This is a genomic window from Stenotrophomonas sp. STEN225 (genome assembly GCF_056756445.1).
In genome coordinates this window covers 78,439-97,396 of the sequence record NZ_JBRRBV010000005.1, presented here as the reverse complement: position 1 = coordinate 97,396, position 18,958 = coordinate 78,439, and the positions used below count along the sequence as shown (strand labels likewise).

Below are 18,958 nucleotides of genomic sequence, written 5' to 3'. Positions count from 1 at the left end.
TGCTTTACCGGCTTGATGGAGCCGAGCGTGGGCTCGGCTCCACGGAGTGCGCGGACCAACGGTCCGCACCCATCGCAGCGGTCGTGCATCACCGGCTCAGGTGCAGGAACTGCAGGTGCCGCTCGTACTGGCTGATGATGTCGTTGATGATCTGCTTGCGGCTGTATCCGACCAGGTCGTAATCCTGGCTGCCTTCGAACAGATGCACTTCGGCGCGGTAGTAGCGCTGGTTGCGCAGCTGCTGGGCGGCGAACGACGGCGTCAGGTAGCCGCGGAGGATCACCCGATACAGGAAGTCCTGCTGCTCGCCATGGTTGACCGAAAGTTCCATGTCGCCGGCTTCGATGCGGGTATGTACGTCCCAGCCCTGTTCGCGCAGCTGCTCGGCCACGGCTTCCATCGCCGGTTTCACCGTGTCATCCATGAAGCGGTAGACCTGGTCGCGCACCGGGAAGTGCATGGCCTGCGCAAGCCGCTGGCGCCAGCCCTGGTGGTGGCGATCGTCGCCGATCAGCGGCGATGGCCGGTACTGCAGCGCGCGCTTGCGGTGCGACTCATCGCTGAACGCCCGGGTGAGGCCCCACATCATCAGCAGCAGCACCGCCGAGAATGGCAGTGACGCCAGCACCACCGCCGACTTCAACGCATCGATGCTGCCCGCCAGCAGCAGGCCTGCGGTGAGCACGGCGATCACCGTGCCCCAGAACACGCGCAGCCAGCGCGGGCCATCGTCTTCCGGAGCGCCGCCGTGCGACGACAGCGTGGACAGCACCACCGCGCCCGAATCGGCCGATGTCACGAAAAAGATGAAGCTGACCAGCACGGTCACCGCGATCACCGTGCGGCTCCACGGATAACCATCAAGCAATGCGTACAGCACGGTCGGTGGGTCATCCACGGCCAGCTGTGCCAGCTGCTGCTGGCCATGGTGCAGCACCTGGTCCAGCGCGCTGTTGCCGAAGATCGACAACCAGGCCAGGGTGAAGCCGAGCGGAATCAGCAGCACGCCGAACACGAATTCGCGGATGGTACGTCCGCGCGAGATGCGGGCGATGAACAGGCCGACGAACGGCGCCCAGCCGATCCACCAGGCCCAGTAGAACACCGTCCAGCCGCCCAGCCATGCCGGCCGTCCGCCATAGGCGTACACGTCAAAGCTCTTGCCGACCACGCTGCCAAGATAGTCGCCCAGATTCTGCATCAGCGTGCCGAACAGGTACTGGGTGGGCCCGGCGAACAGCATGAACAGCACCAGCGCGATCGCCAGCAGCATGTTGATGTTGGCCATCCAGCGGACCCCCTTCTCCACGCCGGACACTGCCACGGCCACCGCCGCCCCCATCATGCTGGCGACCAGGACGATCTGCACGAAGTTCGAGTGCGGGATGTCGAACAGGTGCGACAACCCGGCGTTGAGGTGCAGGACACCGAAGCCCATGTCGGCGCCGATGCCGAACACGGTGGCGACAATGCCCAGCGCGTCCACGGTGTAGCCGATCGGGCCGTTGATGCGCTTGCCGATCAGCGGATACAGCGCCGAGCGCAGCGCCAACGGCAGGTTGTGGCGATAGGCGAAGTAGGCCATGGCCATTGCCGCCAGCGCGAACACGCCCCAGCCATGCAGGCCCCAGTGCAGGAACAGCAGTTGCATGGCCTGGCGCGCGCCGGCCTCACCGGCGGCGGGATCGCCCTGCGGCGGCTGCAGGTAATGGGTCAGCGGCTCGGAGACACAGAAGAAGAACAGGGTGATGCTGATACCCGCGGCGAACAGCATGCCCGCCCAGGAGAGATAGCTGAACTCGGGCTCGTCATGGTCGGCACCGAGCTTGATGCCACCATACTTGGACAGCGCCACGCCGACCACGAACACCAGATAGAGGGTCATCGCCAGCAGGTAGTACCAGCCAACGTTGAGTGCCGCCCAGTCCTGTGCGCTGAGCAGCAGGCGACCGGCACCGATTGGATAGAGGCTGACGAACAGCGCGAACGCCACGACGATGATCGCCGCGAAGGCGAATACAGGCCGCAGGGTGCGCACCGGGGATTGTTGCGGCTCCAGGGCTTCCACGGGGCGGCGTTCTCCGGTCGATCAAAGAGTGAGCCGGCGGATTCTGGCTGAACGGCGGTGGACGCAGGATGAAGTGCTGTCGCGCGATGACAGCACAGGGACAGCACGCGCGTGGTATCACGCGCGCGCCGCGAAGTTCAGCGCATCACGTGCACGGCGCACAACTTGTTGCCATCAGGGTCGCGCAGGTAGGCCAGGTACAGCTGCCGCCCGGCCTTGTGGCGTACGCCCGGTGGATCTTCGATGGCGCTGCCGCCGTGGGCGATGCCTGCCTCCTGCCAGGCGTGCACCGCCTGCGGAGTCTCCAGCGCGAAACCAATCGTACCGCCATTGGCGTGGCACGCCGGCTGGCCATCGATGGGCGGGGTCACGATGAACATCCGCCCGTCCTTGACGTAGACCAGTCTTCCATCTTCATCGGTGATGCCCGGTCGGCCGCCGATGGCTGCGAACAATGCGTCGTAGAAGCGGCGCGAGACCGCAAGATCATTGGAACCGACGGTGATGTGGCTGAACATGGCGGCACTCCGTTGCGGAAAAACCGCAGTGTCGGACAGCGCGCTCCGGTCTGCAATCGTCGCCGCTCATGCGGTACTGAGCAGAAGCACCGCCCCCGTCACCAGTGCAATGCCGATCCAGCCGATGGGCCGCAGGCGATTGCCGAACAGCAGGCGCCCGCAGGCAGCGGTGCCGATCACGCCGATGGCACCCCACAGCGCATAGGCCGTGGCCAGGTCCAGGTGGCGTACTGCCTGGCCCAGCAGCGCGAAGGCGATCCAGACCATGACGACGGCAGCGACACCCCATTGCCAGCGGCGGAAGCCTTCAGACTTGGCCACCATCATGTTTGCCGCGACGTCGATCAGTGCAGAACAGATCACGAAGAACAGTGCCGTTGTGTTCATCAGTGCGCCTCCCCAAGGGTGACGCAGACAATGCCGGCCACCGCCAGCAGCAGGCCGGCCAGCTGCTGCATCGACAGGCTCTCGCCGAACACCGCAATGCCGACCAGGGTCAGCAGGGTCAGCCCCAGCCCCTCCCACACCGCGTACGCAACGCCGACCGCGATGCGCCGTACCGACAGCGCCAGGAAGTAATAGGACAACGCCAGCGCCCCGGCCATCACCAGGTAGCCGGTCCAGCCACCGGCGCGGGCGGCATGGGCCATGAAGGACGTGCCGACCACTTCGGCGACGATCGCCACGGTCAGGCAGGCCCAGGCAATCAGGGGGCCTGGGGCGGGAACACGACGGGTCATGGGAAAACTCCAGCAGGATTCACAGCGCCCGCTGACAGGGGCGATGGTGTCCAGTATCATCGCCATTTACGATGGATCAAAAATGGAATCCATCGATATGAGCGATGGATCGATGCCCTACTCTCCTGAATCCCTGCAGGCGTTCGTCGAGGCTGCCGCACTGGGCTCCTTCTCGGCTGCCGCGCGGCGCCTGCGCAAGACGCAATCGACGGTCAGCACCGCCATCGCCCATCTGGAAGCCGATCTGGGCGTATCCCTGTTCGACCGCAGCGGGCGCTATCCGCAGCTTACCGACCCGGGGCGGCAGGTGCTGGGCCATGCCCAGGAAATCCTGGCTGCCGATGCGCGCCTGCAGCAGCTGAGCGTGCGCCTGGCTGCACCTGTCGAACCCCGGCTGACGGTGGTGTTCTCCGATGTTTACCAGCTGGACCCGGCGCAACAGGTGCTGCAGCGTTTCGCTGAAGCCTTTCCCGAAATCGAACTGGAGTGGCTCGACGCTGAAGGGCACGATGTGCTGGAACTGGTCGGCAGCGGCCGCGCCGGACTGGGCCTGCTGCCTCGCCAGGAGCGCTATCCGGATGCAGTGATCGCACAGCCCCTGGCCCATCACAGCGAGCTGGCGGTGTATGTCGCGCACGGACACGCACTGGCCGCGGCCGGTGCGCGCGCCGCACCGCAGCTTGCCCGCCATCGGCAGATTCGCTTGAGCGCACAGGTCGATCACGCGCGTGCCGTCGCCGGCCCGGCCTGGACCGCATCGGACTACCTGATGGTGATGGAAATGGCCGAGGAAGGCATCGGCTGGGCCGAACTCCCGAGAGCGCTGGTGCAGCGCTACGACCGCGGACACCTGGTGGAACTGGCCCTGCCCGGTTGGCCGCGGCGCATCCACAGCGACCTGGTATGGCGACGCGACACGCCGCCCGGGCCGGCCGCACTGTGGTGGGCCGACGCGCTGCGGTAGCGCCGGGCCGTATCGGCCCGGGATGTATCAAGGTTGTTGCAACCGCAGCCGCGCATGGGCTCGGCACTCCCCCTCAGCGATGCGCCAGTGCGTAGTCCAGCGCGGAGCAGACCGCGGCCACCTGCGCGTCGTTGCACTGCTGCGGCGTGGCGCGCGGGCTGTCCGGGTAGACTTCGGTGGTGGTGGTGTACGGCGCACCGGTGATGCCGGCACAGAGGGCCAGTTCCACCAGCGGGTACTCGATCACGCCATGGGCCACCACCGGAGAGCCGATGATCTCGCCCTTGTCGTCGGCCGGTGCAATGTGGGTCACCTTTTCCACCGCCGCGATCACGGCCTGCTGGAACGCCGACTGCGGATTGGCGCTGTCGTCCACCAGGTAGAAGCCATCAGGAATCAGGCCCGGTTCGAACGGCTTGCCGTCGCGCGCCGCCAGCGCAGGGCGGAACTCGCTTTCATCGCTGTCGGTGGTCTCATGCAGATCGATGTGCAGCACGAACTGGCCCTTGAGGGGTTCGATCAGCTCGATCAGCGCGGTTGATTCGCGAGCCGGACCACCGGCACGGAAGTTGCGGTTCGGATCGATCGCGTCGAAGTTCCAGCGGTTGATGCGCTCGAAGCCCCACGGGTTGACGCACGGTGCCACCAGCAGGTTGGCCTTGCCCGCGTAATCGGCCGCGTGCTTTTCAAGGAACTCCAGGGCACCCATCACGCCACTGGTTTCGTAGCCGTGCACGCCGCCGGTGACCAGCGCCGCCGGCAGCGCCGGGTTCCAGTCGCGGCTGCGCAGGGCGAACAGGGTATAGGTCTCTCCCGCGTAGTCGAGCTGGCCGTAGGCCACCTTGTCGAAGCGCGCTGCCAGTGCCTCGATGCGCGGCAGTACTTCCTCGTCGTAGCGGCGCAGGCGCTGCTGGCGCGCACGCCACTGCTCCCGTTCCGCCGCTCCCCACGGCTGGCCAGGGGTTCCGACGGGATAGAAGACAGCTGCAGGCATGACGGATCTCGGTGAGTCAGGAGGCAATCATTCACTTTACCACCCGACCCCGGAGGCCATCGGCCTTCGATTCCATTCACGAATGGAATCAGCAATAATTCTCATTTACCACCTTCCCTGCGCCGTCCAGATGCCCCTCCACACCCCGAAACCGGCCCAGCTGCCCTTGGTGGCAGCCCTCGCCCTGTGCCTGGTGCCCCTTGCTTCCGCCCTCGCCCAGGACGCGCCGACCACGCTCGACAGCATCCAGGTCTCCGGCAGTTGGCTGGGCACCGGCCTGCATGACAGCGTCAAGAGCTTCGCCGGGGCACGTACGGTGGTCGATCGCCAGCGCATCGAGGCCAGTGGCGCGACCAGCATCGGCGACGCCATGCGCCGCATCCCCGGCGTGCAGGTCACCGACAACTCCGGCACCGCCGGCAGTTCGGTGTCGCTGAACATCGGCGTGCGCGGCCTCACCGGCCGCTACTCACCCCGCTCGACGGTGCTGCTGGATGGCGTGCCGCTGGCCGTCGCACCCTACGGCCAGCCCCAGCTGTCGTTCGCGCCGGCCAGCCTGTCCAACATCGAATCGATCGACGTCGTGCGCGGCGGCGGAGCCGTGCGTTACGGGCCGCAGAACGTGGGCGGCATCATCAACTTCAGCACCCGCGCCATTCCGCAGCAGAGCGGCCTGCACGGCGAGGTCGGGATCCGCTACAACGCCCATGACCATGGCGGCGGCGACAGCACCCAGTACAACACCTTCCTCGGCGGCACCAGCGACAACGGCCTGGGCGTCGCCCTGCTCTATTCCGGCCAGGACGGTCGCGGCTGGCGCGAAGGCAGCGACGACCGTTTCAACGATCTGGCACTGAAGTTCGCCTACGCCATCGACGACCAGCAGACGCTGCGTGCCAAGCTGTCCTACTACGACGTCCGCTCGCTGACGCCAGGCGGCCTGACCCGCGCGCAGTACGAGGCGGATCCGTTCCAGAACACGCGTCCCGATGACTTCTGGAAGGGCCACCGCACGGGCATCGATCTGGGCTACACCCACACGTTGTCCGACACCAGCGAGTTCGAGGTACTGGCCTATTACAACGAGAGCACCCGTGCCAGCTCGCTGATCAACGCTGCCAACACCCAGGTGAGCGTGCAGCCGCGCGACTACCGCGTGCTCGGCATCGAACCGCGCTACACCCAGCGCCTGCACTGGGGGGCAAGCGTGCACGACGTCACCGCGGGCTACCGCTTCCTGCGCGAGCGCGGCAACGACCGCAGCTACACGGTGACCCGCCGCACCGGCGCCGCAAGCCCCATCAACCGCTTCGACAATGCCACCGACGCCCACGCCTTCCATCTCGACGACCGCATCGCCATCGGCCAGTGGCGGATCACGCCGGGGGTGCGCATGGAATGGATCGACATGGACCGCCGCCAGGCCGATGGCGGCACCACCTTCAGCAGCCGCAACGACAAAGCCCTGCCCTCGCTCAACGTCGCCTACCTGTTGACCCCGCAGCTGACCGTGTTCGGCAACTACACCACCTCGTTCGGGCCCGTGCAGAACATCCAGCTGAACTCGCAGACCGCCAGCAATCCGCTGAATCCGGAGGTGGCCAGGACCACCGAGCTGGGCGCCCGCTGGCAGGACGGCGCACTGCGCGCGGACGTCACGGTGTTCAGGATGCGCTTCGACAACCAGATCCTGCAGGTGCCGGGGATTACCCCGCCCACCTTCCAGAACATCGGTGCGACCGACCACAAGGGTGTGGAAAGCGCGCTCGAATACCGCTTCGCCGAAGACAGCGTGCTGGCCGGACTGGAACTGTACGCCAACTACACCTGGACCAAGGCGATCCAGCAGTCCGGTGACAACCGCGGCCGGGACGTGCCCTTCTACTCGCGCGACACCGACAGCATCGGCGCCCGCTATGCGCTGTCGGCCTGGACCTTCAATGTCTCCAGCACGCACCAGAGCGGCCAGTTCTCCGACGCTGCCAACACCTGGCAGGAAAGCGCCGATGCACGTGTGGGCCGCGTGCCGGGGGTGCGGCTGTGGAATGCGCAGGTGGCCTGGCAGGTTCCGGGGCTGGGCGACAGCGAGATCACGGCCGGCGTGAACAACCTGGCCGACAAGCGCTGGTACACCCGCAATGTCGACGGCAATGCCGGGCGCATGGTGGCCGCGCCACGCACCTTCTACCTGCAGGGACGCTACCGCTTCTGATGCGGTAAATGCCCGATGCGGTGACGGTGGCGATCACGATGGCGGCGTATCATGCCGCCACCATGGCCTCCACGGTTCCACCATCGCGCCTGCATCTGGCCTTCCAGGGCCTGCGACTGCGCCTGCGTGGCAGCGACCTGTGGTTCATCGCACTGGCGTTGCTGGTCGGCCTGATCGCCGGTGGCCTGACGCTGCTGCAATCGGACATCGCGCGCGGGCTGCAGAGTGCGCTGTACGGGCTGGAACCCGGCATGCGCCTCAGCTCCCTGCCCGCGCTCAGCTGGACCGCCCTGCTGGTGCTGCCGCTGGGCGGCCTGCTGGTCGGGCTGGTCAGCCTGGCGGCCGCGCGGCGCAAGCGCCCGCTGCTCGACGCGGTCGAGGCCAATGCCCTGCATGGCGGTCGCATGTCGATGCGCGACAATCTGATCGTGCTCACCCAGACCCTGCTGTCGAACGGCTGCGGTGCGTCCGTCGGCCTTGAGGCTTCGTATACCCAGATGGGTGCGGGCAGCGGCTCGCAGCTGGGCCGTGTCATGCGCCTGCGCCGCAATGATGTGCGCATCCTGGTCGGTGCCGGTGCCGCCGGCGCCATCGCCGCGGCCTTCGGGGCTCCGCTGGCCGGCGCGTTCTACGCGTTCGAGATCGTCATCGGCGCCTACACGCCCGCCGCTCTCGCGCCTGTGGCCCTGGCCGCACTGGCGGGTGCATTCGTCGCCGACCAGGCTGGCATCGAGGCGTACCTGCTGCCCGCAGCCTCGACCATCGATGTGCGCGCCGCCGACTACGCGATCTACGGCCTGCTCGGTTGCTGCTGCGCGATGGTGGGGATCGGCGTGATGCGACTGATCGCCTCCATCGAAGGCGTGGTCAAGCGCAGTCCACTGCCCCTGTGGGGGCGCCCGGTGGTCGGCGGCCTCCTGCTGATTCCACTGGCCATGGCCAGCCCGCAGGTGCTTTCCTCCGGTCACGGTGCGCTGCACCTGGACCTGACCACGCAGCTGCCACTGATCTGGATCGGCGGCCTGCTCGCCCTGAAGCTTCTGGCCTCGGGCATTTCGCTGGGCTTCGGCTTCCGAGGTGGTCTTTTCTTTGCGTCGCTGTTCATGGGCACCCTGGTCGGCACCCTGTTTGCCGGCCTGCTGGCGACGGCCACCGGCGTGCCCGTGGTTGATGCCACGTCCGCGGCGCTTGCGGGCATGGCCGCGTTGGCCGCCGCAGTGGTCGGCGCGCCGATGACCATGGCCATGCTGGTGCTGGAAGGCACCCACGACTTCCTGCTGACCAGCGTCGTGATGAGCGCGGTACTGGTCTCCAGCACACTGGTCCGCCAGTGGTTCGGTTACTCGTTCTCGACATGGCGCATGCATCTGCGCGGCGAAACCATCCGCAGCGCACGCGACGTCGGCTGGATCCACACCCTCAACGCCGGGCGGATGATGCGCAAGGGCGTTGCCACCACTCCGGCCGGGCTGGATGCCGCTGCGTTCCGCCAGCGTTTCCCGCTGGGCTCCGGCGGTCGCGTGGTCCTGATCGACAGCGAAGGCCACTACGCCGGCATCGTGCAGATTCCGCGCGTCTTCGCCGACGGCGTGAAGCCGGAGACACCCGTTGGCGATCTGGCCGAGAACCGCGAGGTGTCACTGTTGCCGGGCGCGGATGTGGTCAGCGTGATGCAGTGCTTCGACCGGACGCAGGCCGACGAACTGGCCGTGGTTGCCGCCGATGGCCAGCTGCTGGGCATTGTTTCCGAGGCCTTCGTGCGCAGGCGCTACGCCGAGGAGCTGGACAAGCGCCAGCGCGAACTGATGGGCGAGCGCGTCGAAGACGCCGATTGATCGCCCGCCCCGCTGCTACAGCGCTTCGCCGGCATCGGCCAGCCGCGACTCGATCAACGCGTACCATTGCTCCAGCATGTCGATCAGCATGTCCAGCTCTGCATCGGCACGCTGCGCCCGGCCACTGCGCAGGCAGGCCTGGGTTTCCTGCAGCTGGGCCAGGAACCCGGCCACGGTATCGGCCTGCAGGATCAGGCCCGGCAGGCGCCGCCCGGGGATGCGCACGACCGCATGATTGCCGAGCTGGCCATACACGCTGAGGGTGGTTTCCGTCTTCATGGACAGAGGCAGGAATTGGGCGTTCATCGCGTGCACCGTATGAAAACCTGAGCCACCGGCAGGGGTGGACGACGGGGGAGACGTGGCCACGTCCTGCCGGTGGTCAGGGGGGACTCGGGATGCCGGGGCATGGCCACGGCGCGGGAGACTTCAGCGCGGGTGCGCGATCCCGACGATCTGCACCCGGCGATTCGGCGCAAGGCACGCGATCAGCTCGCGACGGTTGCGCTGCGTGCACTGCACGATCGGTTCAGCCGCGCCGCGCCCTTCGGCACTGATGCTGCCCGGCGGCACTCCGCCCTGCACCAGGGCCGTGCGCACCGCTTCGGCCCGCTTCTGCGAGAGTTGCTGGTTGTAGCTGGCCGCACCGATACGGTCGGTGTAGCCGACGACCTGGATCGACTGCACCTTGCTGGCCTCACGGACCTGCGCCAGGATGCCCTGCACCGCCTGCTGGCCTTCGGCGCTGAGTACCGCGCTGTCGAAACCGAACAGTGCATCGGCGGCCAGGCGCAGCGGCTGTTCGGGCAGTGGCGCGGGTGCCGGCGGCGGCGGCGGTGGCCGCGGCGGGTCGAGCACGGCGGCGCAGGATTCGGGCTTCCAGTAGCCGGCCTGGGCGATGCCCTTGTTGTCGAAGCGCACCTGGAACTGGCAGGTGAAGTACTCGGCGCCCTGTGCGGTGCGGAAGTTGAACAGATAGTTCCACTCGCGCACGCCCCACATGCCTTCGTTGAAGTGGGGCGTACCCAGCAGGCTGTACAGCTGCCGCTTGCTCATCCCGGGCGCGAAGCGGCGCAGGTCGGCGATGTCGGGATAGGTACCCTCCTTCAGCGACGCCTTGGAGACTTCCGGGAAGGCCACTGCAGTGGCCTCCGCCGGACCCTCACCGGCGGGCGCGTGGCTGCGGCAGGCGGCCAGCAGGCCGGCGGCGAGGATCAGGCCCAGCGACGCGGCGATGCGGCCGGCGCGGGCGATGCGATGCTGATTCATGTCATTCCCCCTGTAGACGTTTGCGCGGCAGCCGGGCCGCGATCGCGGCCCGGCTACGGCGGTTACCACTGGATGCCGGCACCGACGGCCACACCGGCCTCGCCACGGCTGTTGGTGGAACCGCTGAACTTGTAGATCCAGCGGCCTCCTTCCGAGACACCGGACAGGCCCACCGCCACGCCCGATTCGCCGTTGTAGCTGCCGGCGGCGAACGAGGCCATGCTGCGACCCGCTTCGCTCGGCTGCGGCAGCGAGGCCGTGGCCATGGCCGAAGCGATGCCGGCCGAAGCGCGGTTGTCGGTCCTGCGCAGGTCGCGCTCGAAGCCGCCCATGCGCTCGTCGGTATAGGCCTTCGACCAGTCCAGGGTCTGCGCCATGCCGGACTTCAGCTGGTCGACATTGACCGCGTCGGTGCCTGCCGTACCGGCGGCAACGTTGCGGACCGTCGTCGGGCCGCTGGTGCTGCTGCCGAGAGTGACACTGTTGAAGTTGGTGGCTCCGTTGACGGTGGTGTCGTAGCGGATGGTGCCCTGCTGCGAGGCCTGCAGCTGCCGCACGTTGACCGCATCGGTGGCCTGGGTGCCGTCTGCCACATTGACCACCTGCCGTTCGGCGCCGCTGGCCCCCACCGAAACCGTGTTGGCACGGTTGGCCACCGACCCTGCGCCCAGGGCCACCGAGTTGTCGGCCTGTGCCTGCGAGCCGTTGCCCAGGGCCGTCGAGTTGGCACCGGCGGCCGTCGATCCTGCACCACCGGCTGCGGAATTGGCGCCCGTCGCGGCCGGATCGGCCAGGTTGTTGCTGTTGTTGGCGCGGAAGCTGCCGGCGACGTTGGTGATGTTCTGGATCTTCTGGTCGGTGTAGGCCTTGGACTGATCGATGGCATAGTTCACGCCATTCTTCAGCTGGCCGACATTCGTCGCGTCGTGATCGTCCGAGCCGTCGGCAACGTGGGTGATCTTGCGTTCACTGCCGCTGCTGCCGACCGACACTTCGCCTGCCGAATTGCTGGCACCCGTCTGACCATAGGCACCGGTATAGCCGCTCTGCGCGCCGACGCTGGCCACCGAGCCGGCACCCAGTGCCACGCTGTTGTCCGCGCTGGCGTTGGCACCGTTGCCGACTGCCACGGCCGAAGCACCTGCCGCACTGGCCTGCGGACCCACCGCCAGCGCCTCCGCACCTGCCGCAGCGGCCGCCGCGGCGCTGGAGTTCACTGCCAGGTACGGGCTGCCGCCACCGTTGGTGATGCGCTGGTTGAGCACCCTCAGCGAACCGTCCACCGCGGAGAACGCCGCGGTGACGTTGCTGTAGTCGTTGGCGGTCAGGGTGCCGTCGGTGGCGATGCTGGAGATGCTGAACGACGGCGCGGTCCACAGATTGGTGGTGCCGTCGAAGGCCGTGCTGCCGCCGAAGTAGCTGGCGATGGTCGAGTTCGTGCTGAACAGCTGGTCGCCGGTGATGGCGTCGCTGCTGCCTGCAAGGATGCTGCCGGCCGCCACGTTGGTCACCTTCACCGCACCCGTGCCGGTACCGCTCAGGGTGACCGTGTTGACGACGTTGCCACTGCCATCGACATCGTACTTCACCGCGCGCTTGTCGATATCGTCGGTCTGGTCGGCGACATTGGCCAGCGAATTGCTGACCGCGTCGAAGGCGGTGCCGACGTCGTTGTAGCTGCCCTGGCTGATGGTGCCATTGGCGGCGATGTTGTTGATCGTGTAGGTCGGCGCTGTCAGCGCACCGGCCGCATTGACCGCCGCGCCGCCCCCGAGATGGGTGGCGACGGCCTGGTTGGCAGCGAACAGCTGGGCACCATTGATGGCTTCGCTGCTCGTGGCGCTCACCTGGCCCGGGCCGAGGTTGCGCAGCGTGGTCGCCGTGCCGCCCTGACCCAGCGTGGCGCTGGCGTAGTTGACGCTGCCATCGCCATTGAGGTCGTAGCGCAGCGCGCCTTCCTCCGAGGCCTGCAGCTGGCCCAGGTTCACCGCATCGGTGGCAGCCGTACCGGCGGCCAGATTCGTCACCTGGCGTTCGGCACCCGCGGCACCGATCGACACGCTGTTCGCACGATCAGCCAGGCTGCCGGCACCGACCGCGATCGCGTTGCCAGCCGTGGCGCGGGCGTTGGTACCGACCGCGATGGAGTCGGCACCGGTGGCCACTGCCTCCACGCCCGTGGAGTTCACCCGCAGGTACTTGGTGCCGCCGTTGCGGATATCGTTGATCTGCGTGTTGAGATTGACCAGCGAACCGTCGACGGCGTCGAAGGCATCGGTCGCATTGTTGTACAGGCCCTGCGCGATGGCGCCGTCGGTGGAGATCGTGCTGATCTCGAACAGCGGCGCGGTGAAGGCGCCACTGACCGGATCGAAGGCGGTGATGCCACCGAAGAAGCCGGCGATGGCGGCGTTGGTGGTGGCCAGCTGCCCGCCGTTGACGGCTTCCAGGCTGCCGGCGGTCACCGCACCCGCGGCGAGGTTGCCGATGGTGGTGGTACCCGTGCCGTTGCCGAGCGTGACGCGGCGATAGTCCGGATTGCCTGCGCCATCGACGTCGTACATCACCGCGCCGGCCGAAACATCATCGATCAGGCTGATCGCGCCCTTCAACTGGGCGACGTTGACCGCATCGGTATTGGCGCTACCCGCAGCCAGGTTGGTGATCTGGCGCTCGCCACCGTTGGCGGTACCCACCGAAACTTCACCGGCAGAGACCTGGGCGGCGGTCAGGCCATAGGCGCTGTAGCTGGCCTGTGCGCCGCGCAGCGCTGCGGAACGGTAGCCCAGCGCCACCGAATTGGCCTGGTTCGAGGTCGCCTCCGCACCCAGCAGGGTCTGGCCGTTGGCAGTACCCACCGCGCTGTCGCCGACAATCACCGAGTGGCCCATGCGCGCGGCGTAGTCCGCAGTCGGCACGCCGGTTGGATTGGTGGGATCGTTGGGACCGGCACCCGGGAACGCCACGTTGGCATCCACTTTCGGCAGCTCATGGCGGGCATTGGCGCCGATCACCACTTCCTTGGAGCCGTTGGCGAAGGCACCGTCACCCATCAGCACCTGGTAATCCTGTGCGGCGTTGACCGCCCAGCAGGAGATGTCGGCCAACGCGATATCCAGGCACTTGGCGGCCCATGCCGGCGAATCCGTCGGCAGCAGCAGGCCCAGCAGGCCACCGGGGTTGCCGTTGTTGATGTTGTAGATGTAACTGTCGGAAGTGACGCCACCGATCAGGGTCAGGTGCGAGCTGCCACCGGTCACCGCGCCGCCCAGGCCATTGAGGGTGCTGCCGACCGGTGACAGGTTCACGACCGGCAGGCCGAGCACGTTGACCGTGGAGTAGGCCTGCATCACGTTCGCATTGCTGAGCTTGAGATTGCCGTTGTGCAGATAGCCGTCACCGCCGAACAGGCTGCTGGTCGTCGGGCCGATCAGCTGGCCGACGTTGCCGACCAGGCCACCGGTACCGATGATGAGTCCCGCATTCGGATCAGCCGGAGCGGGTGCCTTCGGGCTGTCCGGCGGAATCGCCGAGGGCTGGGTCAGGCCCAGGCCACCCAGCGTGCCGCCCACCAGCCCGCCGACTGCGCCGCCGAGATTGTTGACGGTACCGTTGAGGTTGCCCTCCAGCAGGTTGCCCACCGCACCGCCGACGTTGCCGAGCGTGCCGGTGAGTACGCCGTCCAGCCCGCTGCCCGGCGTGGTGCTGCCACCCCCGAGCAGGCCACCGACAACGCTGCCGACCGAGCCGACCGTATTGTTGAGTGCACCGCCCACGGCACCTCCGATGGTGCCGACGGTGCCGTTGAGCACACCACCCACCGCACCACCGACTGCGCCGACCGTGCCGTTGAGCACGCCTCCGACTGCACCGCCGACTGCGCCCACGGTGCCGTTCAAAGCACCGCCTACGGCGCTGCCGACTGTGCCAACGGTGCCGTTCAGCACACCGCCGACTGCACCGCCGACCGCGCCGACAGTTCCATCCAGGACGCCGCCGACCGCACCTACGGTGCCGTTCAACGCGCCACCCACAGCACTGCCAACCGTGCCAACCGTGCCGTTGAGCGCACCGCCAACGGTGCCGACGGTTCCATCGAGGACACCGCCGACTGCACCCACGGTGCCGTTCAGAGCGCCGCCTACGGCGCCGCCGACCGTGCCGACGGTGCCGTTGAGCGCACCGCCGACGGTGCCGACAGTTCCATCCAGGACATCGCCGACTGCACCTACGGTGCCGTTCAGAGCGCCGCCTACGGCGCTGCCGACCGTGCCAACCGTGCCGTTGAGCGCGCCGCCAACGGTGCCGACGGTTCCATCGAGGACACCGCCGACTGCACCTGCGGTGCCGTTCAGAGCGCCACCCACAGCACTGCCAACCGTGCCGACAGTGCCGTTGAGCGCACCGCCAACGGTGCCGACGGTTCCATCGAGGACACCGCCGACTGCACCTACGGTGCCGTTGAGCGCGCCACCGACTGCACCACCGACAGTGCCGGTGGTTCCATCGAGGACGCCACCTACGGCACCCACGGTACCGTTCAAAGCGCTGCCTACGGCGCTACCGACCGTGCCGACCGTGCCGTTGAGCGCGCCACCCACCGCACCACCGACCGTGCCGACGGTTCCATCGAGGACGCCGCCAACCGCACCCACGGTGCCGTTCAACGCGCCGCCTACGGCGCTGCCGATCGTGCCGACTGTGCCGTTGAGCGCGCCACCCACAGCACCACCGACGGTGCCGACGGTTCCATCGAGGACGCCACCTACAGCACCTACGGTGTTGTTCAACGTGTCGCCCAGGGAACCACCGACATTGCCGACGGTGCCGTTCAGTACACCGCCCACCGCACTGCCCACCGTACCGACAGCACCGTGGAGCGTGCCGCCTACTGCGCCCACGGTGTTGTGCAGCGTGCCGCCCACTGCGCCACCCACGGTGCCGACAGTGCCGTTCAGTACACCGCTCACCGCACCGCCGACGGCGCCGACGGTTTCGTGTAGCGTTCCGCCTGCTGCGCTGCCCACCGTGCCGACCACGTCGTGCACTACGCCACCCACCGCACCGCCGACCGTGCCGGCAGCTCCGTGAAGCGTGCCACCTACTGCGCCCACGGTGTTGTGCAGCGTGCCGCCCACTGCGCTACCTACGGTGCCGACGGTTTCGTGCAGCGTCTCGCCTGCTGCGCTGCCCACCGTGCCGACTACGCCGTGCACTACGCCACCCACCGCACCGCCAAGATCGCCCAGGGCGCCGTGATGCAGGCCTCCAAGACCGAGAGTGCTGGCCTGCGCACTCGCGACGGTCCGGCCCGCGAGCTTCAGGTTGCGATCGGCCACCACGTCCTGGCCACCCGGGCCCTGCACGCGCACCTTGCCGGCGACGCCTGCATCGAACGCCGCCGTGATAGCGCGATCATCGGTCTCGCCCGGCAGTTCTTCCTTGGCGGGCAAGCTCACCGCTGCGGTTGCGGAGGCCCGGCCCTGGCCCTCGATTCGATGTCCGGCGATGGCCAGATGCGAGTCGGCGTTGCCGTCGATGCCGGCCTTCAACCCGGACAATCCCTGCGAGGAACTCGTGATACTCGCTGCCGCCCTGGCGCCGGCACCCACCGATGCCACCGGAGCACCTGCGATGCCGACCCTGGCCTTTGCCTTCGCATCGGCTGTCAGCCCCAGCGGCGAAGCGGCGCCGGAGGAAACGTTCGCTGCCAGTGAGGTATCCACCTGGGTACCCGCTCCGATGCCGAGCTGGGCCCGCACATCAGCGGCCAGGGCTGGCGTGGGCACATGCTGCGGCGATGCGTTCGCCCCCAGCTTCACCTGCACGGCGGCGGGCAGGACCTCGTGCACCAGCGGCAGCGAGGTCGTGCTCAACTGCAGGCCCACACGCGTATCGGCACTGATCGCAGGCGTGACCTGCGCCTGTCGCGCGGCTGCGGCCAGGGCGACTTCGGCATCGACCTTCACCGGCAAGGTCTGGGTGTACTTGGCCGCCAGCGCCTGCAGATCGCGCAGCGACTGGTTGGATTCGGTTGCGGATGCCGGCCCGCTGGCCAGCACGCACAGCAGTGCAAGCGCAAGGGCGCTGGGCGTCAGCAGGGAGGTGCGCGGATCGCGTGATGCGGTGCCGCCGCTATCGCCGGTGGCCAGTTCCGAGGCCACAACCAGAGCATTGAGCTGGCGGTTCCATACACGCCGGTAGATGCGGTTCATGAGCATTTCCCCCGTAGGCGAACAACTTGAATGACAGTGGACTTGCCGCTAGGCAGGTGACTGACATTTCAACGGTTCGCGGAGGCGTGGCGCACTTCAATCCGGCAGGGCAATCGCGCAATCCGGCAAATCCACGGCCGGATTCGGCAGCCGGATATGCAAAACCGGCAGCAATGCCGTGAAAGCCCCTGTGGGGCAAGACTCAGGCCGGTTGGCCCAACTGCGCGGGTGCACGCATCAGGGTATCCCGCGGAAGTTCACCGAACACCTTCCGGTAATTGTCGGCAAAGCGGGAGAGATCCCACAGGCCACAGCTCAGCGCGATCGCCTTGACAGAACGCCTGCTGGAGTCGGCCATCGACAGGCTGCGGCATGCTGCACACAGGCGCAGCATGGACAGATAACGGTTGGGCGACGTACCGAACAGATCTTCAAATGCATAGCGCAGGCCACGCTCGCTGACACCGGCGGCGTCGCAGATTTCATTCATGTATATATTGCGACGCAGGTTGAGCCGCATGAAATTCTCGGCGCGCTGGGCGATCAGGTAATGCGTACGCCGTGCGCGGCTGCACCCCGGGCGATCGACGGCACCGGCACCCAGCAGGGCCTGGATGTGCTCATGCAGCAGCCGCTCGGTTTCCTCCGGCTGCAGGCTGGCACCCTGCCCCAGCTGCTGGTGCAGCTGCTGGTAATGCAGCGCCAGCGGGGCGTCATCACCGGACAGATTGAACAGCGAGAGCGCCTGTCCCGCCGGCGGCGTGCTGCGCAGGCTCAGTTCGGTCAGCTTGCGCTGCACGCGGGATACCGGCACCAGCATCAGGGTCAAGCGGGTACCGGGGCTGAGGGTGAATTCACTGATGCCTTCGGGAAGCACGGTCAACGCCATCCCGGCCGCCAGCGGTACGCCATGGCACCAGCTCACCGCCTCGTCGGTGGCCTGCAGATACCCCAGCATCGCCCAGTCCGGCGGCAGCATGAAGCGGCCACGGCAATGGAATCCGCAGCTGATGCTGCAGAACAGGGCTTCCTCATGCACGCGCGAAGCGAACGCCGCGCGCGGACCATTGCCGTCGAGCAGCAACAGTTCCACATCGCATACGCGAAGCACACCGCTCAGCGTGGCCAGGTCGATCGACCGGAGCTCGCCGTCGTCGCTGTCAACCACCCCACCATCAACCATGACAGTGTCGTCCCCCGTTGGTCAGCTACCCGCCGCAACCCCCACTGCCCTACAGGTGCGCGCGGTTTCCAAGAGCATCATCCGTTGCCGTGATGGATGCGGCCACTGGCCGGCTCCACCTTGAAAGTACCAAACCTTGAATACGAGTATGCCCGATAATCCACGCAGGTAAACAGGTCGCACGGGAATACAGCAACCCGCGCCCGGCGTGAAGGAAATGTGGGCGCCAGTGGCACGATTCTCGCATGCGTTAACCCGGGTCACATTATTAACATCACGATGAATCGTTACGCCTGGGAACGGCGCTTCATCACAGAATAAGCAACCCATTATCAGGAATAAGAGATTCCTGCCGAATTTGCATATAGGTTCCGGTTGCACCCGGCCGCCATTCAGGCAAAGTCGGTATCACGGTGATCGAACCGCTCCGATGCGGTCACACCCAGGGGACAGCATGACGATGCACGCGCTGCTCGATGACGTTGCGACCACCGGCCTGGTGCCGCGCGGTCGCACATGCGCGGTCGCTGCACTCCCTGGCGGAGATCACCCTGCTTTAGCGATGCGGGACAGTCCCGCATTGCCACCTCCGCCAGGATGGCAGAGGTCCATGGACGGTCCCGACGGAGTCGGGCAACCGGCCGATGCAGGTGTCTTGTTGCCATTGACAGGTAGAGGGAGACAACCGTCATGAACGCTTCCATCCGCAAGTTCCTGAAAGAAGAAGATGGCGTGACCGCACTCGAGTACGGGCTGCTGGCCGCTGTGATCGCCGGCATCCTGATTGCCGTGGGCCGCACCCAGATCACGGAATTCTTCACCACGCTGTTCACCCGCCTTTCGGCAATCGCCACCGAAGCAACCACCTGAGCGACCTGCGGACGCACCACCGCTGGTCGCGCCATCCGCGACCACGGTGGCCGCAGGCCGGGATGCGGTTGCAGACGGTCCAGTGACGGA

At 67.2% G+C, this 18,958-nt stretch carries 13 protein-coding genes; 4 read left to right on the top strand and 9 right to left on the bottom strand.

The window, feature by feature from the left end; translation table 11 throughout:
* Nucleotides 1-88: 88 nt before the first annotated feature.
* The 4 genes from betT to ACVOJ1_RS06865 all read right to left on the bottom strand — a co-directional run bounded on the left by betT (nt 89) and on the right by ACVOJ1_RS06865 (nt 3,326).
* Nucleotides 89-2,068 (bottom strand): choline BCCT transporter BetT, encoded by a 1,980-nt coding sequence (gene betT / locus ACVOJ1_RS06880; protein WP_180875304.1) that lies wholly within the window; start codon nt 2,066-2,068, stop codon nt 89-91.
* A 137-nt stretch (nt 2,069-2,205) separates the two neighbouring features.
* Complete coding sequence (locus ACVOJ1_RS06875) at nt 2,206-2,586, bottom strand: VOC family protein (protein WP_193395901.1); 381 nt, start codon at nt 2,584-2,586, stop codon at nt 2,206-2,208.
* A gap of 66 nt (nt 2,587-2,652) precedes the next feature.
* Entirely contained in the window at nt 2,653-2,973 is a 321-nt protein-coding gene (locus ACVOJ1_RS06870; protein ID WP_065175236.1) for a DMT family transporter, read from the bottom strand.
* Complete coding sequence (locus ACVOJ1_RS06865; RefSeq protein WP_053517832.1) at nt 2,973-3,326, bottom strand: SMR family transporter; 354 nt, start codon at nt 3,324-3,326, stop codon at nt 2,973-2,975. The genes ACVOJ1_RS06870 and ACVOJ1_RS06865 overlap by 1 nt, the downstream gene beginning before the upstream one ends.
* Before the next feature lie 112 nt (nt 3,327-3,438).
* Here ACVOJ1_RS06865 and ACVOJ1_RS06860 point away from each other — a divergent pair, with 112 nt between their 5' ends.
* Nucleotides 3,439-4,290 (top strand): LysR family transcriptional regulator, encoded by an 852-nt coding sequence (locus tag ACVOJ1_RS06860; RefSeq protein ID WP_065175330.1) that lies wholly within the window; start codon nt 3,439-3,441, stop codon nt 4,288-4,290.
* A 73-nt stretch (nt 4,291-4,363) separates the two neighbouring features.
* Here the strand turns inward: ACVOJ1_RS06860 and ACVOJ1_RS06855 are convergent, their stop codons facing one another.
* On the bottom strand, nt 4,364-5,284 hold the full coding sequence (locus tag ACVOJ1_RS06855) for a M14 family metallopeptidase (RefSeq protein ID WP_346475100.1): 921 nt from the start codon (nt 5,282-5,284) through the stop codon (nt 4,364-4,366).
* A 130-nt stretch (nt 5,285-5,414) separates the two neighbouring features.
* Between ACVOJ1_RS06855 and ACVOJ1_RS06850 the strand changes: the two genes are divergently transcribed.
* Entirely contained in the window at nt 5,415-7,496 is a 2,082-nt protein-coding gene (locus tag ACVOJ1_RS06850; protein ID WP_346480186.1) for a TonB-dependent receptor family protein, read from the top strand.
* A 38-nt stretch (nt 7,497-7,534) separates the two neighbouring features.
* Complete coding sequence (locus ACVOJ1_RS06845) at nt 7,535-9,331, top strand: chloride channel protein (protein WP_429000960.1); 1,797 nt, start codon at nt 7,535-7,537, stop codon at nt 9,329-9,331.
* A 15-nt stretch (nt 9,332-9,346) separates the two neighbouring features.
* Here the strand turns inward: ACVOJ1_RS06845 and ACVOJ1_RS06840 are convergent, their stop codons facing one another.
* The 4 genes from ACVOJ1_RS06840 to ACVOJ1_RS06825 form a co-directional block, all read right to left on the bottom strand.
* Nucleotides 9,347-9,637 carry a DUF6959 family protein gene (locus tag ACVOJ1_RS06840; RefSeq protein ID WP_053517836.1) on the bottom strand — a complete coding sequence of 97 codons (291 nt, stop codon included), beginning with the start codon at nt 9,635-9,637 and terminating at the stop codon, nt 9,347-9,349.
* A 123-nt stretch (nt 9,638-9,760) separates the two neighbouring features.
* On the bottom strand, nt 9,761-10,600 hold the full coding sequence (locus ACVOJ1_RS06835) for an OmpA family protein (protein ID WP_262218290.1): 840 nt from the start codon (nt 10,598-10,600) through the stop codon (nt 9,761-9,763).
* Between the two features lie 62 nt (nt 10,601-10,662).
* Nucleotides 10,663-16,815 carry an ESPR-type extended signal peptide-containing protein gene (locus tag ACVOJ1_RS06830; protein ID WP_346480185.1) on the bottom strand — a complete coding sequence of 2,051 codons (6,153 nt, stop codon included), beginning with the start codon at nt 16,813-16,815 and terminating at the stop codon, nt 10,663-10,665.
* Between the two features lie 202 nt (nt 16,816-17,017).
* Nucleotides 17,018-17,998 carry an AraC family transcriptional regulator gene (locus tag ACVOJ1_RS06825; protein ID WP_065175242.1) on the bottom strand — a complete coding sequence of 327 codons (981 nt, stop codon included), beginning with the start codon at nt 17,996-17,998 and terminating at the stop codon, nt 17,018-17,020.
* A gap of 690 nt (nt 17,999-18,688) precedes the next feature.
* Between ACVOJ1_RS06825 and ACVOJ1_RS06820 the strand changes: the two genes are divergently transcribed.
* Nucleotides 18,689-18,868: a Flp family type IVb pilin gene (locus tag ACVOJ1_RS06820; protein ID WP_065175243.1), complete on the top strand. Its 180-nt coding sequence runs from the start codon at nt 18,689-18,691 to the stop codon at nt 18,866-18,868.
* Nucleotides 18,869-18,958 lie beyond the last annotated feature (90 nt).

Excerpts from the sequence above, each read along its gene's own strand:
- ACVOJ1_RS06825 (WP_065175242.1), bottom strand. The coding sequence starts at position 17,998 with ATGGTTGATGGTGGGGTGGTTGACAGCGACGACGGCGAGCTCCGGTCG.
- ACVOJ1_RS06870 (WP_065175236.1), bottom strand. The coding sequence starts at position 2,973 with ATGAACACAACGGCACTGTTCTTCGTGATCTGTTCTGCACTGATCGAC.
- ACVOJ1_RS06850 (WP_346480186.1), top strand. The coding sequence starts at position 5,415 with ATGCCCCTCCACACCCCGAAACCGGCCCAGCTGCCCTTGGTGGCAGCC.
- ACVOJ1_RS06820 (WP_065175243.1), top strand. The coding sequence starts at position 18,689 with ATGAACGCTTCCATCCGCAAGTTCCTGAAAGAAGAAGATGGCGTGACC.
- ACVOJ1_RS06835 (WP_262218290.1), bottom strand. The coding sequence starts at position 10,600 with ATGAATCAGCATCGCATCGCCCGCGCCGGCCGCATCGCCGCGTCGCTG.
- ACVOJ1_RS06875 (WP_193395901.1), bottom strand. The coding sequence starts at position 2,586 with ATGTTCAGCCACATCACCGTCGGTTCCAATGATCTTGCGGTCTCGCGC.
- ACVOJ1_RS06855 (WP_346475100.1), bottom strand. The coding sequence starts at position 5,284 with ATGCCTGCAGCTGTCTTCTATCCCGTCGGAACCCCTGGCCAGCCGTGG.
- ACVOJ1_RS06830 (WP_346480185.1), bottom strand. The coding sequence starts at position 16,815 with ATGAACCGCATCTACCGGCGTGTATGGAACCGCCAGCTCAATGCTCTG.
- ACVOJ1_RS06845 (WP_429000960.1), top strand. The coding sequence starts at position 7,535 with ATGGCGGCGTATCATGCCGCCACCATGGCCTCCACGGTTCCACCATCG.
- ACVOJ1_RS06865 (WP_053517832.1), bottom strand. The coding sequence starts at position 3,326 with ATGACCCGTCGTGTTCCCGCCCCAGGCCCCCTGATTGCCTGGGCCTGC.
- ACVOJ1_RS06840 (WP_053517836.1), bottom strand. The coding sequence starts at position 9,637 with ATGAACGCCCAATTCCTGCCTCTGTCCATGAAGACGGAAACCACCCTC.
- ACVOJ1_RS06860 (WP_065175330.1), top strand. The coding sequence starts at position 3,439 with ATGCCCTACTCTCCTGAATCCCTGCAGGCGTTCGTCGAGGCTGCCGCA.